This window comes from Bradyrhizobium sp. SZCCHNGR1005 (genome assembly GCF_032489995.1).
Taxonomy (GTDB): domain Bacteria; phylum Pseudomonadota; class Alphaproteobacteria; order Rhizobiales; family Xanthobacteraceae; genus Bradyrhizobium.
This window is the reverse complement of the sequence record NZ_JAUEZC010000001.1, coordinates 1,304,967-1,323,259: the sequence shown is the minus strand read 5'-3', so window position 1 is coordinate 1,323,259 and position 18,293 is coordinate 1,304,967. Positions and strand designations below refer to the sequence as shown.

The window sequence follows — 18,293 nt, the reverse complement described above, 5'->3', positions numbered from 1 at the left end:
AAGCTGGCGATCGTGTCAGTTCACATAGTCCGGATCGGTCTTCTCCAGCATGCGCTTGAATGCGGCCCATTCGCTGTCCGGCCGGCCTTCCTGCTCCAGCTTGTCGTAGCCCTTGGCATATTGCTCGGCGGTGTGGCGAGCGATGTTGTCCGACACGTGGTTGATCTCGGCGCCGGATGCCTGGATCGCAAGCTGCGCCTTGCAGGAGCGCTCCAGGTTATGCATCAGCTTGAAGGCTTCCGCGACCGAGCGGCCGCAGGTCAGCAGGCCGTGGTTGCGCAGCACCAGCACGTACTTGTCGCCGAGATCGTTGATCAGGCGCGACCGCTCGTCGAGGTCGAGGGCGATGCCTTCGAAGTCGTGATAGGCGACGCGATGAGCGAACTGCAGTGACCATTGATTGAGCGGCAGCAGCCCGCATTTCAGCGACGACACGGCGACGCCGGCAACGGTGTGGGTGTGCAGCACGCAGGCGACGTCGGGGCGAGCCATGTGAATCGCGCTGTGGATGGTGAAGCCCGCCGGATTGATGCCGAGTCCGAGCGGATCGTCGGTCACCTTGCCCTCGATGTCGACAGTGACGAGGTTGGAGGCTGTGACCTCCTCGAAGCGCATGCCATAGGGATTGATCAGGAAGCGGTCATGGGTGCCGGGAAGCCGGACCGAGATGTGGGTGTAGATGCTGTCATCCATGCCGAGCCGGTGGATCAGGCGGTAGGCGGCGGCGAGATCGACGCGCGCCTGCCTGTTCGCATCCGTCAGGGTCTCGGGCTTCACATGCGTGGTCATCATCTGGCTTGTCCTTGTGCCGGTTGCCCGAACTTTCGTTCAGGGGCGGCGGACGGGCAAGCTCAAACTGTCGACAGCCGGCGCATAGGAGTTAGTCGAATGCGGCGGAAGCGCGGGCATTGTTCCGCGCGATGGAAGTCTCGCCACGGAGGCCGCCAAGGATTTGGCGGTCTGCGCTTGTGCTGTCCGTTCGCGCGTGCACAATTCGCCATCTCTCAAACAGGAGTGATGTCAGGTGAAGGCCGTCTACAGCGAGCTGCATCGCAGCCACGATCCGCAATTCTACCTGGTGCGCGGTGTGGTCAAGCGCACCACCGAACAGCCCGAACGTGCGGATCGTCTGCTGGCAGGCCTGAAGGCCGGCAGCCACGAACTGGTCGCGCCGATCAATTTCGGCCAGGGGCCACGTGCGCGCGTGCACAGTCCCGAATATCTGAGGTTTCTGGAGGAGGCGTGGGACGCCTGGGCGGCGCTCGGCGATTCCGGGTCAGAGATGATCCCGAACATGCACCCGGTGCGTAACGCCGGCACCTATCCGACCCATATCGTCGGACGGCTCGGTTGGCACACCACCGACACCTCCGCGCCGATCGGTCCCGGCACCTGGGCCGGCGCCTGCGCGGCGACGGACATTGCGACCACGGCGGCGCAGCTGGTGATGGATGGTGAAGACGCCGTCTATGCGCTGTGTCGTCCGCCGGGCCATCATGCCTATCGCGATATCGCCTCCGGCTTCTGTTTCATGAACAACAGCGCTATTGCCGCCGCGCATCTGCGTCTCACCCATGAGCGCGTCGCGATCCTCGATGTCGACGTGCATCACGGCAACGGCACGCAGGGCATCTTCTACGATCGCGGCGATGTGCTGACGGTATCGATCCACGCCGATCCCACCTTTTACTATCCGTTCGTGTGGGGCTATGCGCATGAGCGCGGCGAAGGCGCCGGCTTAGGCGCCAATCTCAACATTCCGCTGCCGCTGAAGACCGGCGATGACGGTTACATGGCGGTGCTGGGAGATGCGGACAAGACCATCCGCGCCTTCGCGCCGGGCGCGCTGGTGGTGGCGCTCGGGCTCGATGCTTCCGAGCACGATCCGCTCGCCGGCCTTACCGTCACCACGCCCGGTTTCAAACGCATTGGGGCTGATATCGCGCGGCTGGGGCTGCCCACGGTGTTCGTGCAGGAGGGCGGCTATCTCTCGGATATTCTCGGCCAGAATCTCACCGCAGTGCTGGCGGGATTCGAGGAGGCAAGGTGAGGGAACCGCTCTCGGTTCGTCGGATCGCAGCCGCGGGCGGCCTATCGAGAATCATTCGCGGTGGTGGGACGTTTGTGCCGAGACGCTTGAGCTTCGGTCCCATCACTCCGCGTTTAGCAACTGCTAGTCTTTGCGGACTACCTTCCGTCTGATTCTGTTCGGAGGGAAAGCATGAAGCGGCAAATGACGGGGCACGATCGGTGTCGTGCCAACGCTGACATCGTAGCAGCCGATCCAAGCGTCGGACTTCCCGAGCAGGAGTTCGGGCTTGCAGCAATGGCGGGACAGCTCTCCCGCCGGCGCCTATTGACGTCGGCAAGCCTGGCCTTTGGCGCAGCCGCGCTGTCCATCCCAGGCGGTCCTGCTGTCGCCCGACCGCAGGCATCAAGCGGCGCCGGCCTCGGCCGTCCGGTCCGTGTGGCCAAGGATCGGCTCGACGCTCTTGCGGCAAAATTCCATGCGGTGTTCAACGAGCACAACATCCTCCCGCCATTCTCCGCTGACAAGCAGGGGGCGCGCGTCGATGTCGAGCTGCGGCGGCTCACCACCTTCACCCGTGTTCCCGAGACGGGCGAGCGCGTCAAGGTCAGCGGCCTGCTCGCGCTGCCCGCCGATCACAAAGGTCCGCTGCCGGTGGTATCATGGCAGCATGGCACCATCCTGTCCTTCGATCAGGTCCCGTCCAATCTCATCAAGCTGGCGGATCCGAACTACGAGCTGCGCGACAACGTCGATTCGATCGAGACCTTGTTCAACATTCAGCGACTGGTCGGGAACGGTTTTGCGCTGATCGCAGCCGATTATCTCGGCAAGGGGCCGTATCGGGACGGCCGCGGCGAAGCTTATGCCGTAAAAGATGCCACGGTGCAGTGCTGCCTGGACGTGCTGAACGCAGGTCTTTTGGCGCTCGACCAGCTCGGCTTTCGCAAGAGAGCGCTGTTCCTCAACGGCTGGTCGCAGGGCGCGTTGAACACGCAGTGGCTGCGGCAGGAGCTGCAGCGGCGACGCGTGAAGGTGGCGGCCAGCGCGGCGCAGAGCCCGTTCAACAATCTTCCGGAGTCGATGCGCTATTGGGTCACGGCCGGCGCCGACCCGTCGGCCGACAGCGCCTATCCGAAGCCGCCGATCTGGATCACGCCCTGCGTCATCATCCTGCTCGGAAGCTATCGCCTGCAGTATCGGCTCACCGATCTGTTCAAGACCGCGATCAAGCCGCAGCACATCGCGCTGGCAGAGAAGTACTGGTCCGACTACAGCATGGATGACGCCTTCAGCCGAGCGGTGCCACAGCCACCGGACCTTTTGGTCGACGGCTTCTTCGACCGCTTCACCCACGAGACCAACAGCCGCTTCCTGCGTCACCTCGCCGCCAACAGCACGACCTTTTGGGATTATGACGCGCCGATGCGATTCTACTATGGCGCGGCTGACGAGGCGCTGCCGCCACGGCTGGTGAAGATGTCGCTCGCGGCGAACGGCCACTTCATGCAAGGCGTCTCAGTTGCCGGCGCCAGCCATCGTGGCACGTTCCTGGCGAGCTTGTACGGTGAAGGCGACGTGGTGGGCGGCAACTCGACCGTGCTCGACTGGTTCAAATCGGCGTTGTGACGGATCGGATCGCGGCAGACAAGTCGTGGGCAGACAACAAGCCGAGCCCGCCGCGGTCTTGAAGGAAGCACCGCGACGGGCTTGCAGGGTCATGCCGATCAGCCGATCGGCACCGCCACGAAGTGAGTGTTGTCGGCGGTCTTGACCCGGATCAGCACGTCATGCTTGCCGTCCGACTTCGCCGTGGACAGCGCATTGCGCAGATCGGATACATTGGCGACGCTCTTGCCGCCGACATCGAGGATAACGTCGCCGGATTTCAGCCCGTGTTCGGCGCCCGGGCCGTCCGGATCCACCGCCGTGATCACGACGCCCTTGCTGCCGGCGCCCGCGACCTGATCCGCCGGCGCAACCGACAGGCCGAGATGCGGCAGGCCGGGAACTGATCCGTTCTCATGCTCGCTCGCGTTGGCCTGCTTCTGCTCGCCGGGCATTGTCGCCAGGGTGACGTTGATGCTCTTGGGTTCACCCTTGCGCAGGATGTCGAGCTTGACGCTGGTCCCGGGGCTCATGCCGGAGATCTCGCGGGCCAGCGTGCGGGAGTCCTTGATTGCGTTGCCGTTGACCGCGGTGATCACATCGCCTGCCTGGATGCCTGCCTGCGCGGCTGGCGTGTCCGGCTGGGCCTCATCGACCAGGGCGCCCGCGGCGTTCTTCATGCCGATACTCTCTGCGATCCCTGCGGTGACCGGCTGCACCTGCACGCCAAGCCAGGCGCGCGTCACAGTGCCCTTGTCCTTCAGCTGCGCGATCACCTGCTTGGCGGTGGCGGCGGGAATGTCGAAGCCGATGCCGACCGATCCGCCGGACGGCGAGTAGATCGCGGTATTGACGCCGACCACATTGCCGTTGACGTCGAAGGTCGGGCCACCGGAATTGCCCTTGTTGATCGGCGCGTCGATCTGGATGTAGTCGTCATAGGGACCGTTGCCAATGTCGCGCCCTTCGGCGGAGACGATGCCGGCCGTGACCGTACCGCCGAGGCCGTAGGGATTGCCGACCGCGACCACCCAGTCGCCGACACGCGGCATCTGGGTCTCGAAATCGACATGGGCGAAGTTGTGGTTGCCATCGACCTTGATGAGGGCGAGATCGGTCTTGGGATCGGTGCCGATCACCTTGGCGGTGTAGGTCTGACCGTCGTCGGTGGTGACTTCGACCGACTTGGCATGATCGACGACGTGATTGTTGGTGACTGCATAGCCGTCAGCGGAGATGAAGAAGCCTGAGCCGAGGCCGGTGATCAGCTGATGCCCCTGCATCTGCGGACCGTTGCCGTTGCCGTAGCGGCGAAAGAATTTCTCGAACGGGGTCCCGTTCATGAAGGGTTGCAGGTCCGGAAGCTCGTCATTGCGGCTGAGCACGTTGCCGTCGGAGGCTTCATCGATGCGCACCCGCACCGAGATCACGGCGGGCTTCACCTTGCTGACGAGGTCGGCAAAACCACGCGGTCCCTGTTCGGATTGCGCTGTGGGCGTGGCTGCGAATGCGCTCTCGGTGAAGTGTCCGGTGGCGAGCGGGCCGGCCAGCATCACGCCGGCGCCGATAATGGCGACCGAGCCGAGCAGGGCCAGCCGGCGCTTGGCAAACGGCCTGCGGCGGGGTGGCTGATTGGTATCTGTCATGATCGTCTCTCTCCGAAATGCGAAAGCTCAACTGCCCCGCTTCGGAGGTACAACGACGGGATTACGGTGTCCTGTCGGGCGAATTAATTGATCCTGTCCGCGGAATTAATTCGCCGTAATCAGGTTGCCGTCATCAAGTTCTTGCCGCGCGTGACCAGGCGCGGACGTCAGCTCGCCAGCGCCTGTGGAGCGCGGGCGGCCAATTCCCGCTCGGCTTCGCGCACGATCTCCATGGTGCGCAACACGCTGGCGGGATTGACGCTGATGGAGTCGATGCCGAGCTCGGTGAGGAAGCGCGCGATCTCCGGATAGTTCGCCGGCGCCTCGCCGCAGATGCCGACATGGCGGCGGTTGCGCTTGGCGCCTTCGACCGCGAGCGTGAGCATCTTCAGCATGCCGGGATCGCGCTCGTCGAAATCGAAGGCCACGATGTCGGAGTCGCGGTCGACGCCGAGCGTCAGCTGGGTCAGGTCGTTGGAGCCGATCGAAAAGCCGTCGAACAGCTTGGCGAACTGATCGATCAGGATGACGTTGTTCGGAATTTCGCACATCATGAAAATCTCGAGGCCACCTTCGCCGCGCTCGAGGCCGTGTCCGGCCATGGTCTCGATGACTTTGCGTGCTTCGTCCACCCGGCGGCAGAACGGAATCATGATCTTCAGATTGGTCAGCCCCATCACGTCACGCACGCGCCGCAGCGCCGCGCATTCGAGTGCAAAGCCAGCTGCATAGGCGGGGTGCGCATAGCGCGAGGCGCCGCGGAAGCCGAGCATCGGATTCTCTTCTTTAGGCTCGAAATCGCGCCCGGCAATGAGGCTCGCATATTCGTTGGTCTTGAAGTCCGACAGCCGCACGATCACCGGATGCGGGTAGAACGCGGCCGCGATGGTGCCGACGCCTTCGGACAGCCGTTCGACGAAGAAATCCGCCGGTGCCTTGTAGCGCGCGGTGAGGTTCTGGATGGTCTTGCGGTCCTTCGCGGAATTGACCTTGTCGGGTGTGGCGAGCGCCATCGGGTGGATGCCGATGTGCTGGTTGATGATGAATTCCATGCGCGCAAGGCCAACGCCCGCATTTGGCATCATCGCGGTCTTGAATGCGACTTCGGGATTGCCGAGATTGACCATGATCTCCGTGCGCGGTCTCTGCAGCGTGTCGATCGCGACCTTGGTCACTTCGAACGGCAATGCCCCGTCATAGACGTGGCCGACGTCGCCTTCGGCGCAGCAGACGGTCACGGTCGTGCCGGTCTTTGCGTGCTTGCTGAAGTTCTCGGTGCCGACCACGGCAGGGACACCGAGCTCGCGGGCGATGATCGCCGCATGGCAGGTGCGGCCGCCATGATCGGTGACGATCGCGGCGGCCGTCTTCATTACCGGCTCCCAGTCCGGGCTGGTCGAGGTCGCCACCAGCACCTCGCCGGGGCGGAAGGCGCGCAGGTCGCGTTCGCTTTTGACCAGGCGGATCTTGCCCGCGGCGATCTTCTCGCCGACGGCGCGCCCGGTCGCGATCGCCTTGCCGGGCTTTTTCAGCGCGTAGGTTTCCAGCGCATCGGGCGTGCGCCGCGAGGCCACCGTCTCCGGCCGGGCCTGGATGATGTAGAGTGCGCCGTCGTTGCCGTCCTTGGCCCATTCGACATCCATCGGCGTCGGCCGGCCGGCCTTTTGCGAATAGTGATTTTCGACGACGATGGCTGCCCGCGCGAGTTCGAGCACGTCGGCATCGGAGATGCAGAACTGGCTGCGCTCGGACGGCGGCGTCGCGACGTTGCGCGTGGTCGTGCCATGTGTCTTCGTCTTGGCACCGGTCTTCGCATCGGTCTTGGCATAGACCATGCGCTTTTCCTTGGCGCCGAGCCGGCGCGACAGCACGGCACGGAATCCCGCGTTGAAGGTCGGCTTGTGCACATAGAATTCGTCCGGATCGACCGCGCCTTGCACGACGTTCTCGCCAAGGCCGTAAGCGCCGGTGATGAACGCGACGTCGCGGAAGCCGCTTTCGGTGTCGAGCGTGAAGATGACGCCGCTCGCGGCGATGTCGGAACGCACCATCTTCATGATCGCGACCGACAACGCCACCTTGAAGTGATCGAAGCCGTTGTCGATGCGATAGGAGATCGCGCGATCGGTGAACAGCGAGGCGAAGCAGCGCCGGCAGGTCTCGAACAGGTCTTTCGTACCGCGGATGTTCAGGAAGCTGTCATGCTGGCCGGCAAAGCTTGCATTGGGCAGGTCCTCCGCAGTGGCCGAGCTGCGGACCGCGACGGCTGCCGCCCTGCCATATTCCTGCTCGAGCAGGCGATAGGCCTCGTTGACCTCCTTGCGCAAATCGGCACGATCGGTTGCGTCATAGACGATCGCGCGCGCCTTGGCCGCGCGCTTGGCGAGATCGGCGATACGGCGCTTGTCGAGGCCGTCGAGCAGCTTGCGAAGCTCGTCGTCGGCCCCGCTCTCGCGCAAAGCGTCGCGATAGGCCGCGGCCGTGATGGCAAAGCCGTTGGGTACCCGAACACCCTGCGGCGCCAGCGCCGAATAGAGCTCGCCGAGCGAGGCGGTCTTGCCGCCGACCAGGGGCACATCCTCAATGCGGAGGTCCTTGAACCAACGGATATAGTCAGGGGCAGTTTGAATTGCCGTCATTCGCCAGTTCTCCCGCACTGCAGCGTCATCGGAACAGTTTGCCGGGTCGCGGGAGGAGTGCCTTGCGGAGGATCAAGCCGGTGCGAATGATAGGCTCTAACACTATGAGCGCGAAGAGAAAGGGAGTGGGAGGAGAAAGGGCATGTCAACGAAATGACGTTAGCGTATCTTCACCGACCTGCCCGCTCGCGCACGATGCATGCTGAAGAAGGATAATGCGATGACGTCCGCTGTCAGGGTTCATCGCGGCACGGATCGCAACGAGCCATGATGCCCGAAGACATCGAGGAGGACGCCAATCGCGAATGGTCGCGGTTCTGGCTCACCGCCCGGCGCTTCTGGTGCGGGCCGGCGGCTTGGCGCGTGTGGGTCCTATGCGCCGCCCTGGTGGTCGTTGTCGTGCTCCAGCTCTACGTCCAGTTCCGCTTCAATTATTGGAACAGGGATTTCTTCGACGCGCTGGACAGCCGCGATCCGGCGCGCTTGCGTCATCAGGCCTATTTGTTGGTCCCGCTCTGCGCCAGCAGCGTCGTGCTCGCCGTTACTTCAGTGTGGGGCCGCATGACCATGCAACGCAATTGGCGGGAGTGGCTGACGAAGAAGGTGACCAACTATTGGGTCGAGAACGAGCGCTACGCGCGGCTCGCCGCCGTGCAGGGCGACCAGAAGATACCGGAATATCGGATCGCCCAGGATGTCAGGGTCGCGACCGATGCGCCGGTCGATTTCGCGCTCGGCGTGATCTCCTCGCTTCTCACCGCGATCATCTTCATCCAGGTGCTGTGGGAGGTCGGTGGATCGATCTCGTTCAGCCTGTCGGGCCATCGGTTCTGGATCCCCGGCTATCTCGTCGTGAGCGTGGTGGTCTATTCCGGCCTCGTCACCGGGGCGATGATCTTGGTCGGTTCGCCGCTGACGCGTGTGATCCAGACCAAGGATCAGGCCGAGGCCGAGCTGATCACCGCGGCGCATCTGCTCCGTGACATCGGCGAAGGCGTGACGCCGAAGCAATTGGCTCCTGGCGTCATCAGCGGGCTCTGGCAAGCGCTGCACCACGTCATCAAGCAATGGAAGCGGTTGTGCTGGCAGCTTGTGCGCACGACGCTGGTGTCGCACACCAACTCGCTGCTGGCGCCGATCATCGGGCTCGTGCTGTGCGCGCCGAAGTTCCTCAACGGCTCGATCACACTCGGTGAGCTGACACAGGCAGCGGCGGCCTTCACGTTGGTGCAGGGCTCGTTCAATTGGCTGGTCGACAATTACGGCCGCGTCGCCGACTGGATCTCCTCGCTGCAGCGGGTCGGCGGATTGCTGCTGTCGCTCGACCGCCTCAACCATCACGGTGCAGCGGCCGATGCCGGCTGTAGTGATGTCACGCCGCCTGCAACTGTACCTCTCCGGCGAGACGGCTGACGTCAATTGGATCGCACAGCGCCGTGCCGGGATGCAGGAGCGCCGCAGCACCGGCGGCAACGGCCCAGCGGAAGGCGTCGTCGATTGCAGCCCCCGCGGCGAGCTTGGCGACGAGAGCGCCGAGAAAGCTGTCACCGGCGCCGACCGCGCTGACCGGCGTGATCGCAAGCGGCCGGGCGCGCAGTACGAGGTCGCGCGTGACCAGGACCGCACCAAGATGGCCCATGGTGAGCGCCACCGTCCCAACCTTGCCGCTGTGAACCAGCGCACGCGCCGCGGTCTCCCATTGCGCCGCATCGGCGAGCTCGCCCCCGGCGAGTTCGCGCATTTCGCGCAATGACGGCTTGATCAGGTCGACTCCCGCCTCTGCGGCGGCGGCCAGCGCCGGCCCGGACGTATCGAGGATGAACCTCGCCCCGCGCTCACGCGCGAGCTTCGCCACCCGGCCATAGAAGTCGATGGGCACACCATGCGGCAGGCTGCCGCTGCCGATGACATAACGGGGAAATGGCTCGAGCGCGGTCAGCAGCGCGAGCCCCGCCTGCCACTCGCGCTCGTCGAGCGTCGGGCCCGGCAGGATGAAGCGGTAGGGCTGCCCGGTCGCAGCTTCCTGCACGAAGAAATCCTCGCGGGTCTCGTCGGCTGTCGGAAATGTCAGGCTGGCGACACCCTCACGCGCGACCAGCTTGTTGAGCAGGGCACCGGTCGCGCCGCCGACCGGGTAGACCGCGGTGACGTCGCCCCCGAACCGGGTGATGACACGCGCGACATTGATGCCGCCGCCACCGGGGTCGCGCCGCTGCGTGGTGCCGCGCAGCTTCATCACCGGCACGATCTTCTCGACCACCGTCGAGAGGTCGACCGCGGGGTTCGGCGTGATCGTAACGATGTTGCTCATGGCTTAGCGGACCGTCGCCCCGGCTTTGGCCATAACGGCCGTCTCGAAATAGGACTTCAGGCCGAGGAAGCTGATGTCCGGCCGGGTGACGATATAGGCGGGGATGGCTCGCAAGTACGCATCATAGCGTCCCTTGCTCTCGAACTGGCTGCGGAAGTCCGATCGCGCCAGATAGTCCGGAAAGCGCGGGGCGATGCCGCCCGCGATATAGACCCCGCCGCGTGCGCAGAAGGTCAGCGCGAGGTTGCCGGCGACGGCGCCGAGCCAGCCGCAGAACATGTCGAGGGTGGTGCGGCAGACCGTGCAGCTGCCGTCGAGCGCGCTATGCGTGATGGCTGCAGCCTCGCGCTCTGGCACCGTCACGCCATCGAGCGTGGCAATGGCCTGGTAGATGTGTTCGATGCCCATGCCGGACAGCGCGCCGCGCTCGACCGAGACATGACCAAGACGCTCGCGCATCTTGGCGACGACCTTGGCCTCGCGTTCGCTCGTCACCGGCAAAGTGACATGGCCGGCTTCGGTGACGACAACCACGGGGTGACCATCGCCGGGCAGATAACAGGCGGCACCAAAGCCGGTTCCAGGACCGAGCACCAGCATCGGCGCGCCGGCCGCAGCCCGTCCGCCACCGAGCGGAAAGAGGTCGGCCGGTTGCAGCGCCGGCAGCGACCAGCCGACGGCCTCGAAATCGTTCAGGAGCTTTGCCGAGGCGAGCTTGAATTGCCGCGCGAGTTCGGCGCCGTCGATGGTCCAATGGCTGTTGGTGAGAACGCCGCGATTCTGTTCGATCGTCGCCGCAACGTCGAGCACGGCGGCGGTGGGCGAGGCTCCCGCGGCGCATCGCGATAGAAACGATGTGATGGCGTCGGCAATGGAGCGAAAGTCGGCGACCTTCAGATGCTCGATCGGCCCAATTGCGCCATGACTCATCAGCGCGAAGCGCGCATTGGTTCCGCCGATATCGCCCAGAAGAACGTGATCGCTCATCCCTCAGCCGCTTCCACCCGGTTGGTGCGGACAGAGCGACCTTTAGTGGCCCGCTGCGCCGCAATCATGTCCGCATACCACCGCGCAGATGCCTTGGGAATGCGCCGCTGCGTGGCGAAGTCGACATAGATAATGCCGAAGCGCTGTGAATAGCCCGAGCCCCATTCAAAATTATCCAGAAGCGACCAGACGAAATAGCCGCGCACATCGGCGCCAGCCGCCATCGCCTGTGCCATCGCCTCCGTATAGGCCTTCAGGTAGGCGATGCGGCTGTCGTCCTGGACGCCGCCCGCGGCATCAAGCGTGTCGTCAGCGGCGGTACCGTTCTCCGTCACATAGATCGGCAGCTGGAACCGTTTGTGAATGTCGAGCAGGGTATCGCGGAATGCGTCCGGCACGATCGGCCAGCCGATCGCCGTGCGCGGCACGTCATCGGGCGGCGCGCCGAAGCTGGCGCCGATCAGGTTGCTGTCGGCCTTGATGTAGTGCGGCGAATAGTGGTTGAGGCCGAACCAGTCCAGGGGACGGGCGATCTGCGCCATGTCGCCGGGCTGGACGTAGGGGGCAACCGCCTCGGCGAGGGTCGGGGGATAGCAGGCGAAATGTTGCGGCAGCGGGAATGCGTCGTTCCAATATTCGGCGAACCGCAGCGCAGCCGCGGCGTCGGCCGGGCTCTTGGTGCGGGGATAGCAGGGCTGGCGGTTGTGGACGGCGCCGAGCCGTGCCCCGGGCACGCTCGCGCGCAACACGTCGATCGCCTTGCCGTGGCTCAGATTGACATGGTGGATCGCCTTGTGGAGCGCGGCTCTGTCGGCGACCCCGGGCGCGTGCCAGCCGAAGCCATAGCCGAACAGCGTGAACACACATGGTTCGTTGAAGGTGGCGAAGTGTTTGACCCGGTCGCCATAGCGCTTCGCGATCAGCGCGGCGTAATCGGCGAACCAGCCGGCGATATCGCGGTTCTGCCAGCCGCCGAGATCATCGAGCGCCTGCGGCAGATCCCAGTGATAGAGGCAGATCCAGGGTTCGATCCCGGCTGCGAGCTGGGTGTCGATCAGCCGGTCGTAAAAGGCGAGGCCCTTTTCGTTCGGAGCGCCGCGGCCTTGCGGCAGCACGCGCGGCCAGGCGATCGAGAAACGGTAGGCATTCAGGCCAAGCTCCCGCATCAACGCGACATCGTCGGGATAGCGATGATAATGATCGCAGGCGACCTCGCCGCTGTCGTTGTTCTTCACCCGTCCGGGCGGACGCGCATAGACATCCCAGATGCTGTCGGCGCGACCATCGACATGCGCCGCACCTTCGATCTGATAGCTCGACGTCGAGGCGCCCCAGAGAAAGCCGCGCTGTGACGGGGCGGCGGCGCCAGGGTGTCGAGTTCTGTCGATGTTGATGGTCATTTCCAAACTTGCCTGCACGTCATGGCCGATCTCACCGGGTCATGATGCCGGGGCTGCGGAACCACCCATTGACCAGGATCAACACGCCCTGACGTCAGGCCCATAGGCTCAGTTTCAGGAGCCGCGTGTGTTTGCGAGGCGCGGCTATCATGCAAGAGGTTCAAGATTCATGTTGTGTCGCAATCCGCTCCCGCTTCCCGGTCGCCTGGACGAGAAGCTCGAACCCCTGCACGCGCTCTGGCGAGGCTTGAGGCGCGCTGAAAACGGCATGCCCTTTGCCGACGATCTCGCACTTCCGGCGCTGGAAAAGCTGCTGGGCAAGGTCTTCCTGCTGCAGGTGTTCACCGGCCCGGAGCGCTTCCGCTTCGAATTCGCCAGCGCAGGACTGCCGGCGGTGAGCCAAGGTTCGTTCCTCGACGAGATCGCCCCGAACTCAGAACTCAGCTATCTGCGCGCGCAGGCCAGCGCCACGGTGGAGGCGGGCGAGCCGACCCTGCTGCGGCTGACCGAAGCGTCGGGCCGCGAGCTGTCGCGGGTGCTGCTGCCGTTGTGGGGCAACGGCCAGGTCAGCCTTCTGCTCGGCGCGGTCGCAGGCTGATTTCGAGGCGTGTCAATTGAACGCCATGCCGCCGCTCATCGCGATGGTCTGGCCCGTCATATAGGGATTGTCGAGCAGCAGCATCACGGCCTTGGCGACTTCCTCCGGCAGGCCGAAGCGGCCGAGCGGAATGCGCGAAACCAGCGCCTGTTGCTCCTTCATCATGTCGGTCGCGATCAGGGATGGCGCGACCGCGTTGACCGTAATGCCGTCCTTGACCAGTCGGGCGGCGTAGCCGCGCGTCAGCCCCTCCATCCCGGCCTTCGAGGCGTTGTAATGCGGACCGATCGCGCCGGCGCCGCGCGCCGCGCCCGAGGAAATGTTGACGATGCGGCCCCATTGGCGTGCCCGCATCCCCGGCAGCACGGCCTGGGTGCAGAGAAATGCCGATTTCAGATTGACCGCAATCGTGGTGTCGAAATCGGCCTCGGTGAGCTCCTCGACGGCGCGGGTGATCGCAATGCCGGCATTGTTGATGAGGATGTCGGCCGGGCCGAGCTTGGCGTCCACCGCGGCGACCAGATCGGCAACGGCGGCAGCCACCGACACATCGGCCTGAAGGGCCGCGGCAGGGACGCCCTTGTCACTCAGCTCTGCCGCCAGCCGTTCGGCCTCATCGGCGCGGTTCCGGTAGTTGATGGCGACGGACGCGCCGGCCTCGGCCAGGGCGCGGCAGATGGCAGCGCCAATGCCGCGCGAGCCGCCGGTGACCAGAGCGCTGCGCCCGCGAAGGAATTGATCGGCCATGACTGTCTCCAGGACTGTTTCGCGCGTTGATGGGAAGCCGAGCTTTAACGCCGGGGAGTGCCGACTTGGCCGCAAATCTCGGTGAGGGCCGCAAGATGCAGGAGCAGATGATGACCGTCATGGACGACCAGGAGATCAGAACCCGCGCCCATCAGCTCTGGGAGCAGGCCGGCCGCCCGAGAGGCCGCGACGCGGAATTCTGGCTGGAGGCGGAGCGGCAGATCAAGGAGGAGCGGGTCCGCCACGAGCTGAAAACGCCGGATAATCTCTGACCGATCAGCTCCCCGGGCTGACCGGCCATACCTGTTGTGTCAGACGTGTGGTTGGCGCCATGCGCGTTGAGATTGCTTGCATCGGGCCGCGATCCCGTGGATCGTGCCGCCACGATGATGAAGGCTTCGTGACTTCGGATGAGCGTATTCCTGCTGCGACGATTTCTGACCCTGGTTGCGACCCTGGTCGGCGCGTCGCTGATCATTTTCCTGATATTGGACGCTCTTCCGGGCAATGCGGCGCAGATGCTGATGGGGGCCGACGCCTCGCCTGACGCGGTGCGCGCGCTTGCGGTCAAGCTGGGGCTCGACCAGCCGCTCGTGGTTCGCTACGCGCATTGGCTCGGCGGCATGGTGGGGGGTGATCTCGGCAACAGCTATGCCTATGGCACGCCGGTCGCCGGCCTGATCGCGGAACGGCTGGTTCTCACCATCCCGCTTGCGATCATGGCGATGACACTCACCACGGTACTGGCGCTGGCGGCCGGCATCTACACCGCGGCCAACCACAACAAGCTCGGCGATGTCGGGGTGATGTCGCTCACCCAGATCGGGATCGCGCTGCCCAATTTCTGGTTCGCGATCCTGTTGATCCTGCTGTTCGCGGTGAAACTGCAATGGCTGTCCGCGGGCGGCTTTGCCGGCTGGGATGACGGGCTGTGGTCCGGCATCAAGTCGCTGCTGTTGCCGGCGATCTCGCTGGCGGTGGTTCAGGCCGCGATCCTCGCGCGCGTGACGCGCTCGGCGGTGCTCGAGGTGCTGCGCGAGGATTTCGTGCGCACGGCGCGCGCCAAGGGACTGACGAGACGCGAAGTGCTCTGGCAACACGTGCTGCGAAATGCGATGATTCCGGTGCTGACCGTGATGGGCCTGCAATTCGCCAATCTGCTCGCCGGCACGATCGTCATCGAGAACGTGTTCTATCTGCCGGGACTCGGCCGGCTGATCTTCCAGTCGATCGCCAATCGCGACCTGATCGTGGTGCGCAACTGCGTCATGCTGCTCGCGGCGATGGTCATCATCGTCAACTTCGTGGTCGATGTGCTCTATGCCGTCATCGATCCGCGCATCAAGGTTCACGAGCTGTGACGTCATTCTCGCCTTTGGCTTCCGGCGCCGTGACGATCAGCCGTCCGACTTCACGGAACGGATTTTGGCGTCGCGCGCTGCGCCACCGGAGCTTCGTCGCCGGCGGCGTGCTGTGCCTGCTCGTGCTTTGTGCTGCGCTGCTCTCGCTGTTGTGGACGCCGTGGTCGGCCTACGATCTCGACATTGCCGCAAAGCTGCAGCCACCCTCTCTGGCGCACTGGCTCGGCACCGACGTGCTCGGGCGTGATATCGTCTCGCTGCTGCTGGTGGGGGCGCGCGCGACCATCCTGGTCGGCATCATCGCCGTCGGCATCGGGCTCAGCTTCGGCGTCTGTCTCGGCTTGACGGCCGCGGCACAGAGGGGCTGGACCGACGAACTCGTCATGCGCCTCTCCGATTTCACCTTCGCCTTTCCCGCCGTGCTCTCGGCGATCATGCTGGCGGCGGTGGTCGGTCCCGGCATGGTGACGTCGATCATCGCGATCGGGATCTTCCAGATCCCGGTATTCGTCCGTGTCACCCGCGGGTCGGCCGGCGCAATCTGGGTGCGCGAATTCGTGCTCGCGGCCCGCACCTCCGGCAAGGGACGCTTTCGTATCACGATCGAGCACGTGCTGCCGAACATCATGTCGGTGTTGATCGTGCAGGCCACGATCCAGTTCGCGCTCGCCATCCTGGCGGAAGCCGCGCTGTCCTATCTCGGCCTCGGCACCCAGCCGCCGCAACCGTCCTGGGGCCGCATGCTCAACGACGCGCAGAGTCTGCTGTTCCAATCGCCGATGCTCGCGGTCTATCCCGGCATGGCGATCGCAGTCGCGGTGCTCGGTCTCAATCTGCTCGGCGACGGGCTGCGCGATCTGCTCGATCCCAGACTGGCGCGGGAGCGTTGAACCGTGAGCGCAGCAAGCAAGGCACCTCTGCTCGAGGTCGACAATCTCGGCATCAGGCTCAGCACCGCCCGCGGGCCGGCGCAGGCGGTACGCGAGGTCTCATTTGAATTGAAGCGCGGCGAGACTTTGGGACTGGTCGGCGAATCCGGGTCCGGTAAATCGATCACCGCGCTCGCGCTGATGGGCCTGTTGCCGGAGCGCGCTGTTGTCAGCGGCAGCCTTCGGCTCGAGGGCCGCGAGCTGCTCGGCTTGCCGGATCGCGATTACTGTGCGCTCCGCGGTAATCGCATCAGTATGATCTTCCAGGAGCCGATGACGGCGCTCAATCCGATGCACACGATCGGGCGCCAGGTGTTCGAGCCGCTGCGCAAGCACACCAGCTGTACCGCTGCGGAGGCGCGCGACCGTGCGATCGCACTGCTCGATCGCGTCGGCCTGCCCGATGCGGCCAAGCGCGTCGACGCCTATCCGCACCAGTTCTCCGGCGGCCAGCGCCAGCGCATCACCATCGCGATGGCGCTCGCCTGCGAACCGGATTTGCTGATCGCGGACGAGCCGACCACGGCCCTCGATGTCACGATCCAGCGCCAGATCCTCGATCTGATTGCGGGCCTCGTCGAGGAACGCGGCATGGCGCTGATCCTGATCAGCCACGATCTCGGCGTCATCGCCGAGAACGTCCGGCGCATGATGGTGATGTATGGCGGCACGGTGGTGGAGAGCGGAGCAACAGATGCGATCTTTACGCGCATGGCGCATCCTTATACGCAAGGGCTGTTTCGCGCGCGGCCTCGGCTTGGCGCCAGAAAGGGCGAGCGGCTGAGCACGATCCCCGGCACCGTGCCGGAGCTGGTCGACCTGCCGCCCGGCTGTCCGTTTGCGGATCGCTGCGCGCTCGCCGTCGATGCGTGTCGCGCGGCCTTGCCGCCGTCTGTCGATCTCGGCGCGGGTCACGGGGCGCGATGCATCAGGACCGATGCGGCGATGGCAGGAGCGGGGGCGTGAGCATCACGGAGCAGTCACCACCTTCCGAGCCGCCGCTGCTGGAGGTCAACGACCTTGGGCAACGCTACAAGCTGCCGCGCGAAAATCTGTTCCGCCCGCCGGGCCAGGTGAATGCGCTGAACGGGGTCTCGCTCAGCTTGAACGCCGGCAAGAGCCTGGGCATCGTCGGCGAATCCGGCTCCGGCAAGTCGACTTTCGCGCGGCTGGTGATGGCGCTGGAGCGGCCGTCATCGGGCTCGGTCCGGCTGCTGGGACGCGACCTCAACCGCCTTTCGGCCGAGGAATTGCGCCGGGCGCGGCGCGACGTCCAGATGGTATTTCAGGATCCGTACGGCTCGCTCGATCCGCGGCAGACGGTCTGGCGCATCGTCGCAGAACCGCTGAGCGCGCTTGGCCGGCTGGATCGTGCCGAGACGCGCGAGCGCGTGGCCGCCGTGCTGCGCGAGGTCGGCCTGCGCGAGCCCGACATGGACAAGTACCCGCATGAATTCTCCGGCGGGCAGCGGCAGCGCATCGCGATCGCGCGTGCATTGATCACCCGGCCGAAGCTGATCGTCGCCGACGAGCCGGTCAGCGCGCTCGACGTGTCCGTCCAGGCGCAGGTGCTGAACCTGATGCAGGACCTGCAGGAGCATTTCGGCTTGAGCTTCATCCTGATCAGCCACGATCTTGCAGTGGTCGACTATCTCTGTGATGAGGTCGCGGTGATGTATCTCGGGCAGATCGTCGAGCAGGGATGCCCTGAGGATCTGTTCGCGCGCGCCGCGCATCCCTACACGCGGGCGCTGCTGGATGCCGTGCCGCGCGCGCGGGCCGGAGCCATCAGACCGCGCCGCGAAGCGCCGGTCGTTGGATCGCAGGCGCTCGGCAGGGCCGGTTGTCCCTATGCCCCGCGCTGTGTGCTTGCGGACGGGCATTGCCGCGAACACGCGCCGACGCTGCGCGAAATCGGCGCTCGACATCTTGCGGCATGTCACAAAGCCGAGGCGGTGCTGGCGCAGCCGGCGCCGGTCGAGGCGGGCGAAGCCCTTGTCTCGCATCGGCATTGATGGGTAGTTTTGATCCTCTGGGG

Annotated in this window: 16 protein-coding genes; 9 read left to right on the top strand and 7 right to left on the bottom strand. The window is 65.0% G+C overall.

Going from position 1 to position 18,293, the window contains the following annotated elements; translation table 11 throughout:
* Positions 1–15: 15 nt before the first annotated feature.
* On the bottom strand, positions 16–792 hold the full coding sequence (locus QXZ85_RS06025; RefSeq protein ID WP_315742980.1) for a class II aldolase/adducin family protein: 777 nt from the start codon (positions 790–792) through the stop codon (positions 16–18).
* A 232-nt stretch (positions 793–1,024) separates the two neighbouring features.
* On the opposite strand from QXZ85_RS06025, the gene QXZ85_RS06020 reads away from it, so the two are divergent.
* Both QXZ85_RS06020 and QXZ85_RS06015 read left to right on the top strand, forming a co-directional pair.
* Positions 1,025–2,050 carry a histone deacetylase family protein gene (locus QXZ85_RS06020; RefSeq protein ID WP_315750956.1) on the top strand — a complete coding sequence of 342 codons (1,026 nt, stop codon included), beginning with the start codon at positions 1,025–1,027 and terminating at the stop codon, positions 2,048–2,050.
* A gap of 171 nt (positions 2,051–2,221) precedes the next feature.
* A complete protein-coding gene (locus QXZ85_RS06015; RefSeq protein ID WP_315767204.1) occupies positions 2,222–3,658 on the top strand; it encodes a lysophospholipase in 1,437 nt (478 codons plus the stop codon).
* Between the two features lie 98 nt (positions 3,659–3,756).
* On the opposite strand, the gene QXZ85_RS06010 is transcribed toward QXZ85_RS06015, so the two are convergent.
* Both QXZ85_RS06010 and ppsA read right to left on the bottom strand, forming a co-directional pair.
* A complete protein-coding gene (locus tag QXZ85_RS06010) occupies positions 3,757–5,283 on the bottom strand; it encodes a Do family serine endopeptidase (protein ID WP_315767205.1) in 1,527 nt (508 codons plus the stop codon).
* Positions 5,284–5,450: 167 nt separating this feature from the next.
* The gene (ppsA, locus tag QXZ85_RS06005) at positions 5,451–7,922 is read right to left on the bottom strand and encodes a phosphoenolpyruvate synthase (protein WP_315767206.1); all 2,472 of its coding nucleotides are present in this window, start codon (positions 7,920–7,922) and stop codon (positions 5,451–5,453) included.
* A gap of 270 nt (positions 7,923–8,192) precedes the next feature.
* Between ppsA and QXZ85_RS06000 the strand changes: the two genes are divergently transcribed.
* Positions 8,193–9,335: an SbmA/BacA-like family transporter gene (locus tag QXZ85_RS06000; RefSeq protein ID WP_315701184.1), complete on the top strand. Its 1,143-nt coding sequence runs from the start codon at positions 8,193–8,195 to the stop codon at positions 9,333–9,335.
* Here QXZ85_RS06000 and QXZ85_RS05995 read toward each other — a convergent pair.
* From QXZ85_RS05995 to QXZ85_RS05985, 3 genes are read right to left on the bottom strand one after another with little or no spacing between them, the layout of a single operon-like run.
* The gene (locus QXZ85_RS05995; RefSeq protein WP_315767207.1) at positions 9,295–10,233 is read right to left on the bottom strand and encodes a 1-phosphofructokinase family hexose kinase; all 939 of its coding nucleotides are present in this window, start codon (positions 10,231–10,233) and stop codon (positions 9,295–9,297) included. The two genes, QXZ85_RS06000 and QXZ85_RS05995, sit on opposite strands and share 41 nt — an antisense overlap.
* Before the next feature lie 3 nt (positions 10,234–10,236).
* Positions 10,237–11,220 carry a glucokinase gene (gene glk, locus QXZ85_RS05990; RefSeq protein ID WP_315767208.1) on the bottom strand — a complete coding sequence of 328 codons (984 nt, stop codon included), beginning with the start codon at positions 11,218–11,220 and terminating at the stop codon, positions 10,237–10,239.
* Positions 11,217–12,620, bottom strand: coding sequence for a GH1 family beta-glucosidase (locus tag QXZ85_RS05985; protein WP_315767209.1), 1,404 nt, complete (start codon positions 12,618–12,620; stop codon positions 11,217–11,219). The genes glk and QXZ85_RS05985 overlap by 4 nt, the downstream gene beginning before the upstream one ends.
* Positions 12,621–12,888: 268 nt before the next feature.
* Between QXZ85_RS05985 and QXZ85_RS05980 the strand changes: the two genes are divergently transcribed.
* Positions 12,889–13,218: a hypothetical protein gene (locus QXZ85_RS05980; protein ID WP_315763715.1), complete on the top strand. Its 330-nt coding sequence runs from the start codon at positions 12,889–12,891 to the stop codon at positions 13,216–13,218.
* 12 nt (positions 13,219–13,230) lie between these two features.
* On the opposite strand, the gene QXZ85_RS05975 is transcribed toward QXZ85_RS05980, so the two are convergent.
* Positions 13,231–13,965, bottom strand: a complete 735-nt coding sequence (locus QXZ85_RS05975) for an SDR family NAD(P)-dependent oxidoreductase (RefSeq protein WP_315701179.1) — start codon at positions 13,963–13,965, stop codon at positions 13,231–13,233.
* A gap of 65 nt (positions 13,966–14,030) precedes the next feature.
* Between QXZ85_RS05975 and QXZ85_RS05970 the strand changes: the two genes are divergently transcribed.
* From QXZ85_RS05970 to QXZ85_RS05950, 5 genes are all read left to right on the top strand, one after another.
* Positions 14,031–14,237: a DUF2934 domain-containing protein gene (locus QXZ85_RS05970; protein WP_315742966.1), complete on the top strand. Its 207-nt coding sequence runs from the start codon at positions 14,031–14,033 to the stop codon at positions 14,235–14,237.
* Between the two features lie 138 nt (positions 14,238–14,375).
* Positions 14,376–15,326, top strand: coding sequence for an ABC transporter permease (locus QXZ85_RS05965; RefSeq protein WP_316173257.1), 951 nt, complete (start codon positions 14,376–14,378; stop codon positions 15,324–15,326).
* Positions 15,323–16,216 carry an ABC transporter permease gene (locus tag QXZ85_RS05960; RefSeq protein WP_409997824.1) on the top strand — a complete coding sequence of 298 codons (894 nt, stop codon included), beginning with the start codon at positions 15,323–15,325 and terminating at the stop codon, positions 16,214–16,216. The genes QXZ85_RS05965 and QXZ85_RS05960 overlap by 4 nt, the downstream gene beginning before the upstream one ends.
* 3 nt (positions 16,217–16,219) lie before the next feature.
* Positions 16,220–17,221 (top strand): ABC transporter ATP-binding protein, encoded by a 1,002-nt coding sequence (locus QXZ85_RS05955; RefSeq protein WP_316173259.1) that lies wholly within the window; start codon positions 16,220–16,222, stop codon positions 17,219–17,221.
* Positions 17,222–17,223: 2 nt separating this feature from the next.
* Positions 17,224–18,270 (top strand): ABC transporter ATP-binding protein, encoded by a 1,047-nt coding sequence (locus tag QXZ85_RS05950; protein WP_409997787.1) that lies wholly within the window; start codon positions 17,224–17,226, stop codon positions 18,268–18,270.
* Positions 18,271–18,293 lie beyond the last annotated feature (23 nt).

Bases quoted from the DNA above. Each gene is read 5' to 3' on its own strand.
- QXZ85_RS06010 (WP_315767205.1), bottom strand. From the start codon at position 5,283: ATGACAGATACCAATCAGCCACCCCGCCGCAGGCCGTTTGCCAAGCGC.
- QXZ85_RS06015 (WP_315767204.1), top strand. From the start codon at position 2,222: ATGAAGCGGCAAATGACGGGGCACGATCGGTGTCGTGCCAACGCTGAC.
- QXZ85_RS06000 (WP_315701184.1), top strand. From the start codon at position 8,193: ATGCCCGAAGACATCGAGGAGGACGCCAATCGCGAATGGTCGCGGTTC.
- QXZ85_RS05985 (WP_315767209.1), bottom strand. From the start codon at position 12,620: ATGACCATCAACATCGACAGAACTCGACACCCTGGCGCCGCCGCCCCG.
- QXZ85_RS05995 (WP_315767207.1), bottom strand. From the start codon at position 10,233: ATGAGCAACATCGTTACGATCACGCCGAACCCCGCGGTCGACCTCTCG.
- QXZ85_RS05980 (WP_315763715.1), top strand. From the start codon at position 12,889: ATGCCCTTTGCCGACGATCTCGCACTTCCGGCGCTGGAAAAGCTGCTG.
- glk (WP_315767208.1), bottom strand. From the start codon at position 11,220: ATGAGCGATCACGTTCTTCTGGGCGATATCGGCGGAACCAATGCGCGC.
- QXZ85_RS06025 (WP_315742980.1), bottom strand. From the start codon at position 792: ATGATGACCACGCATGTGAAGCCCGAGACCCTGACGGATGCGAACAGG.
- QXZ85_RS05965 (WP_316173257.1), top strand. From the start codon at position 14,376: ATGAGCGTATTCCTGCTGCGACGATTTCTGACCCTGGTTGCGACCCTG.
- QXZ85_RS05975 (WP_315701179.1), bottom strand. From the start codon at position 13,965: ATGGCCGATCAATTCCTTCGCGGGCGCAGCGCTCTGGTCACCGGCGGC.
- ppsA (WP_315767206.1), bottom strand. From the start codon at position 7,922: ATGACGGCAATTCAAACTGCCCCTGACTATATCCGTTGGTTCAAGGAC.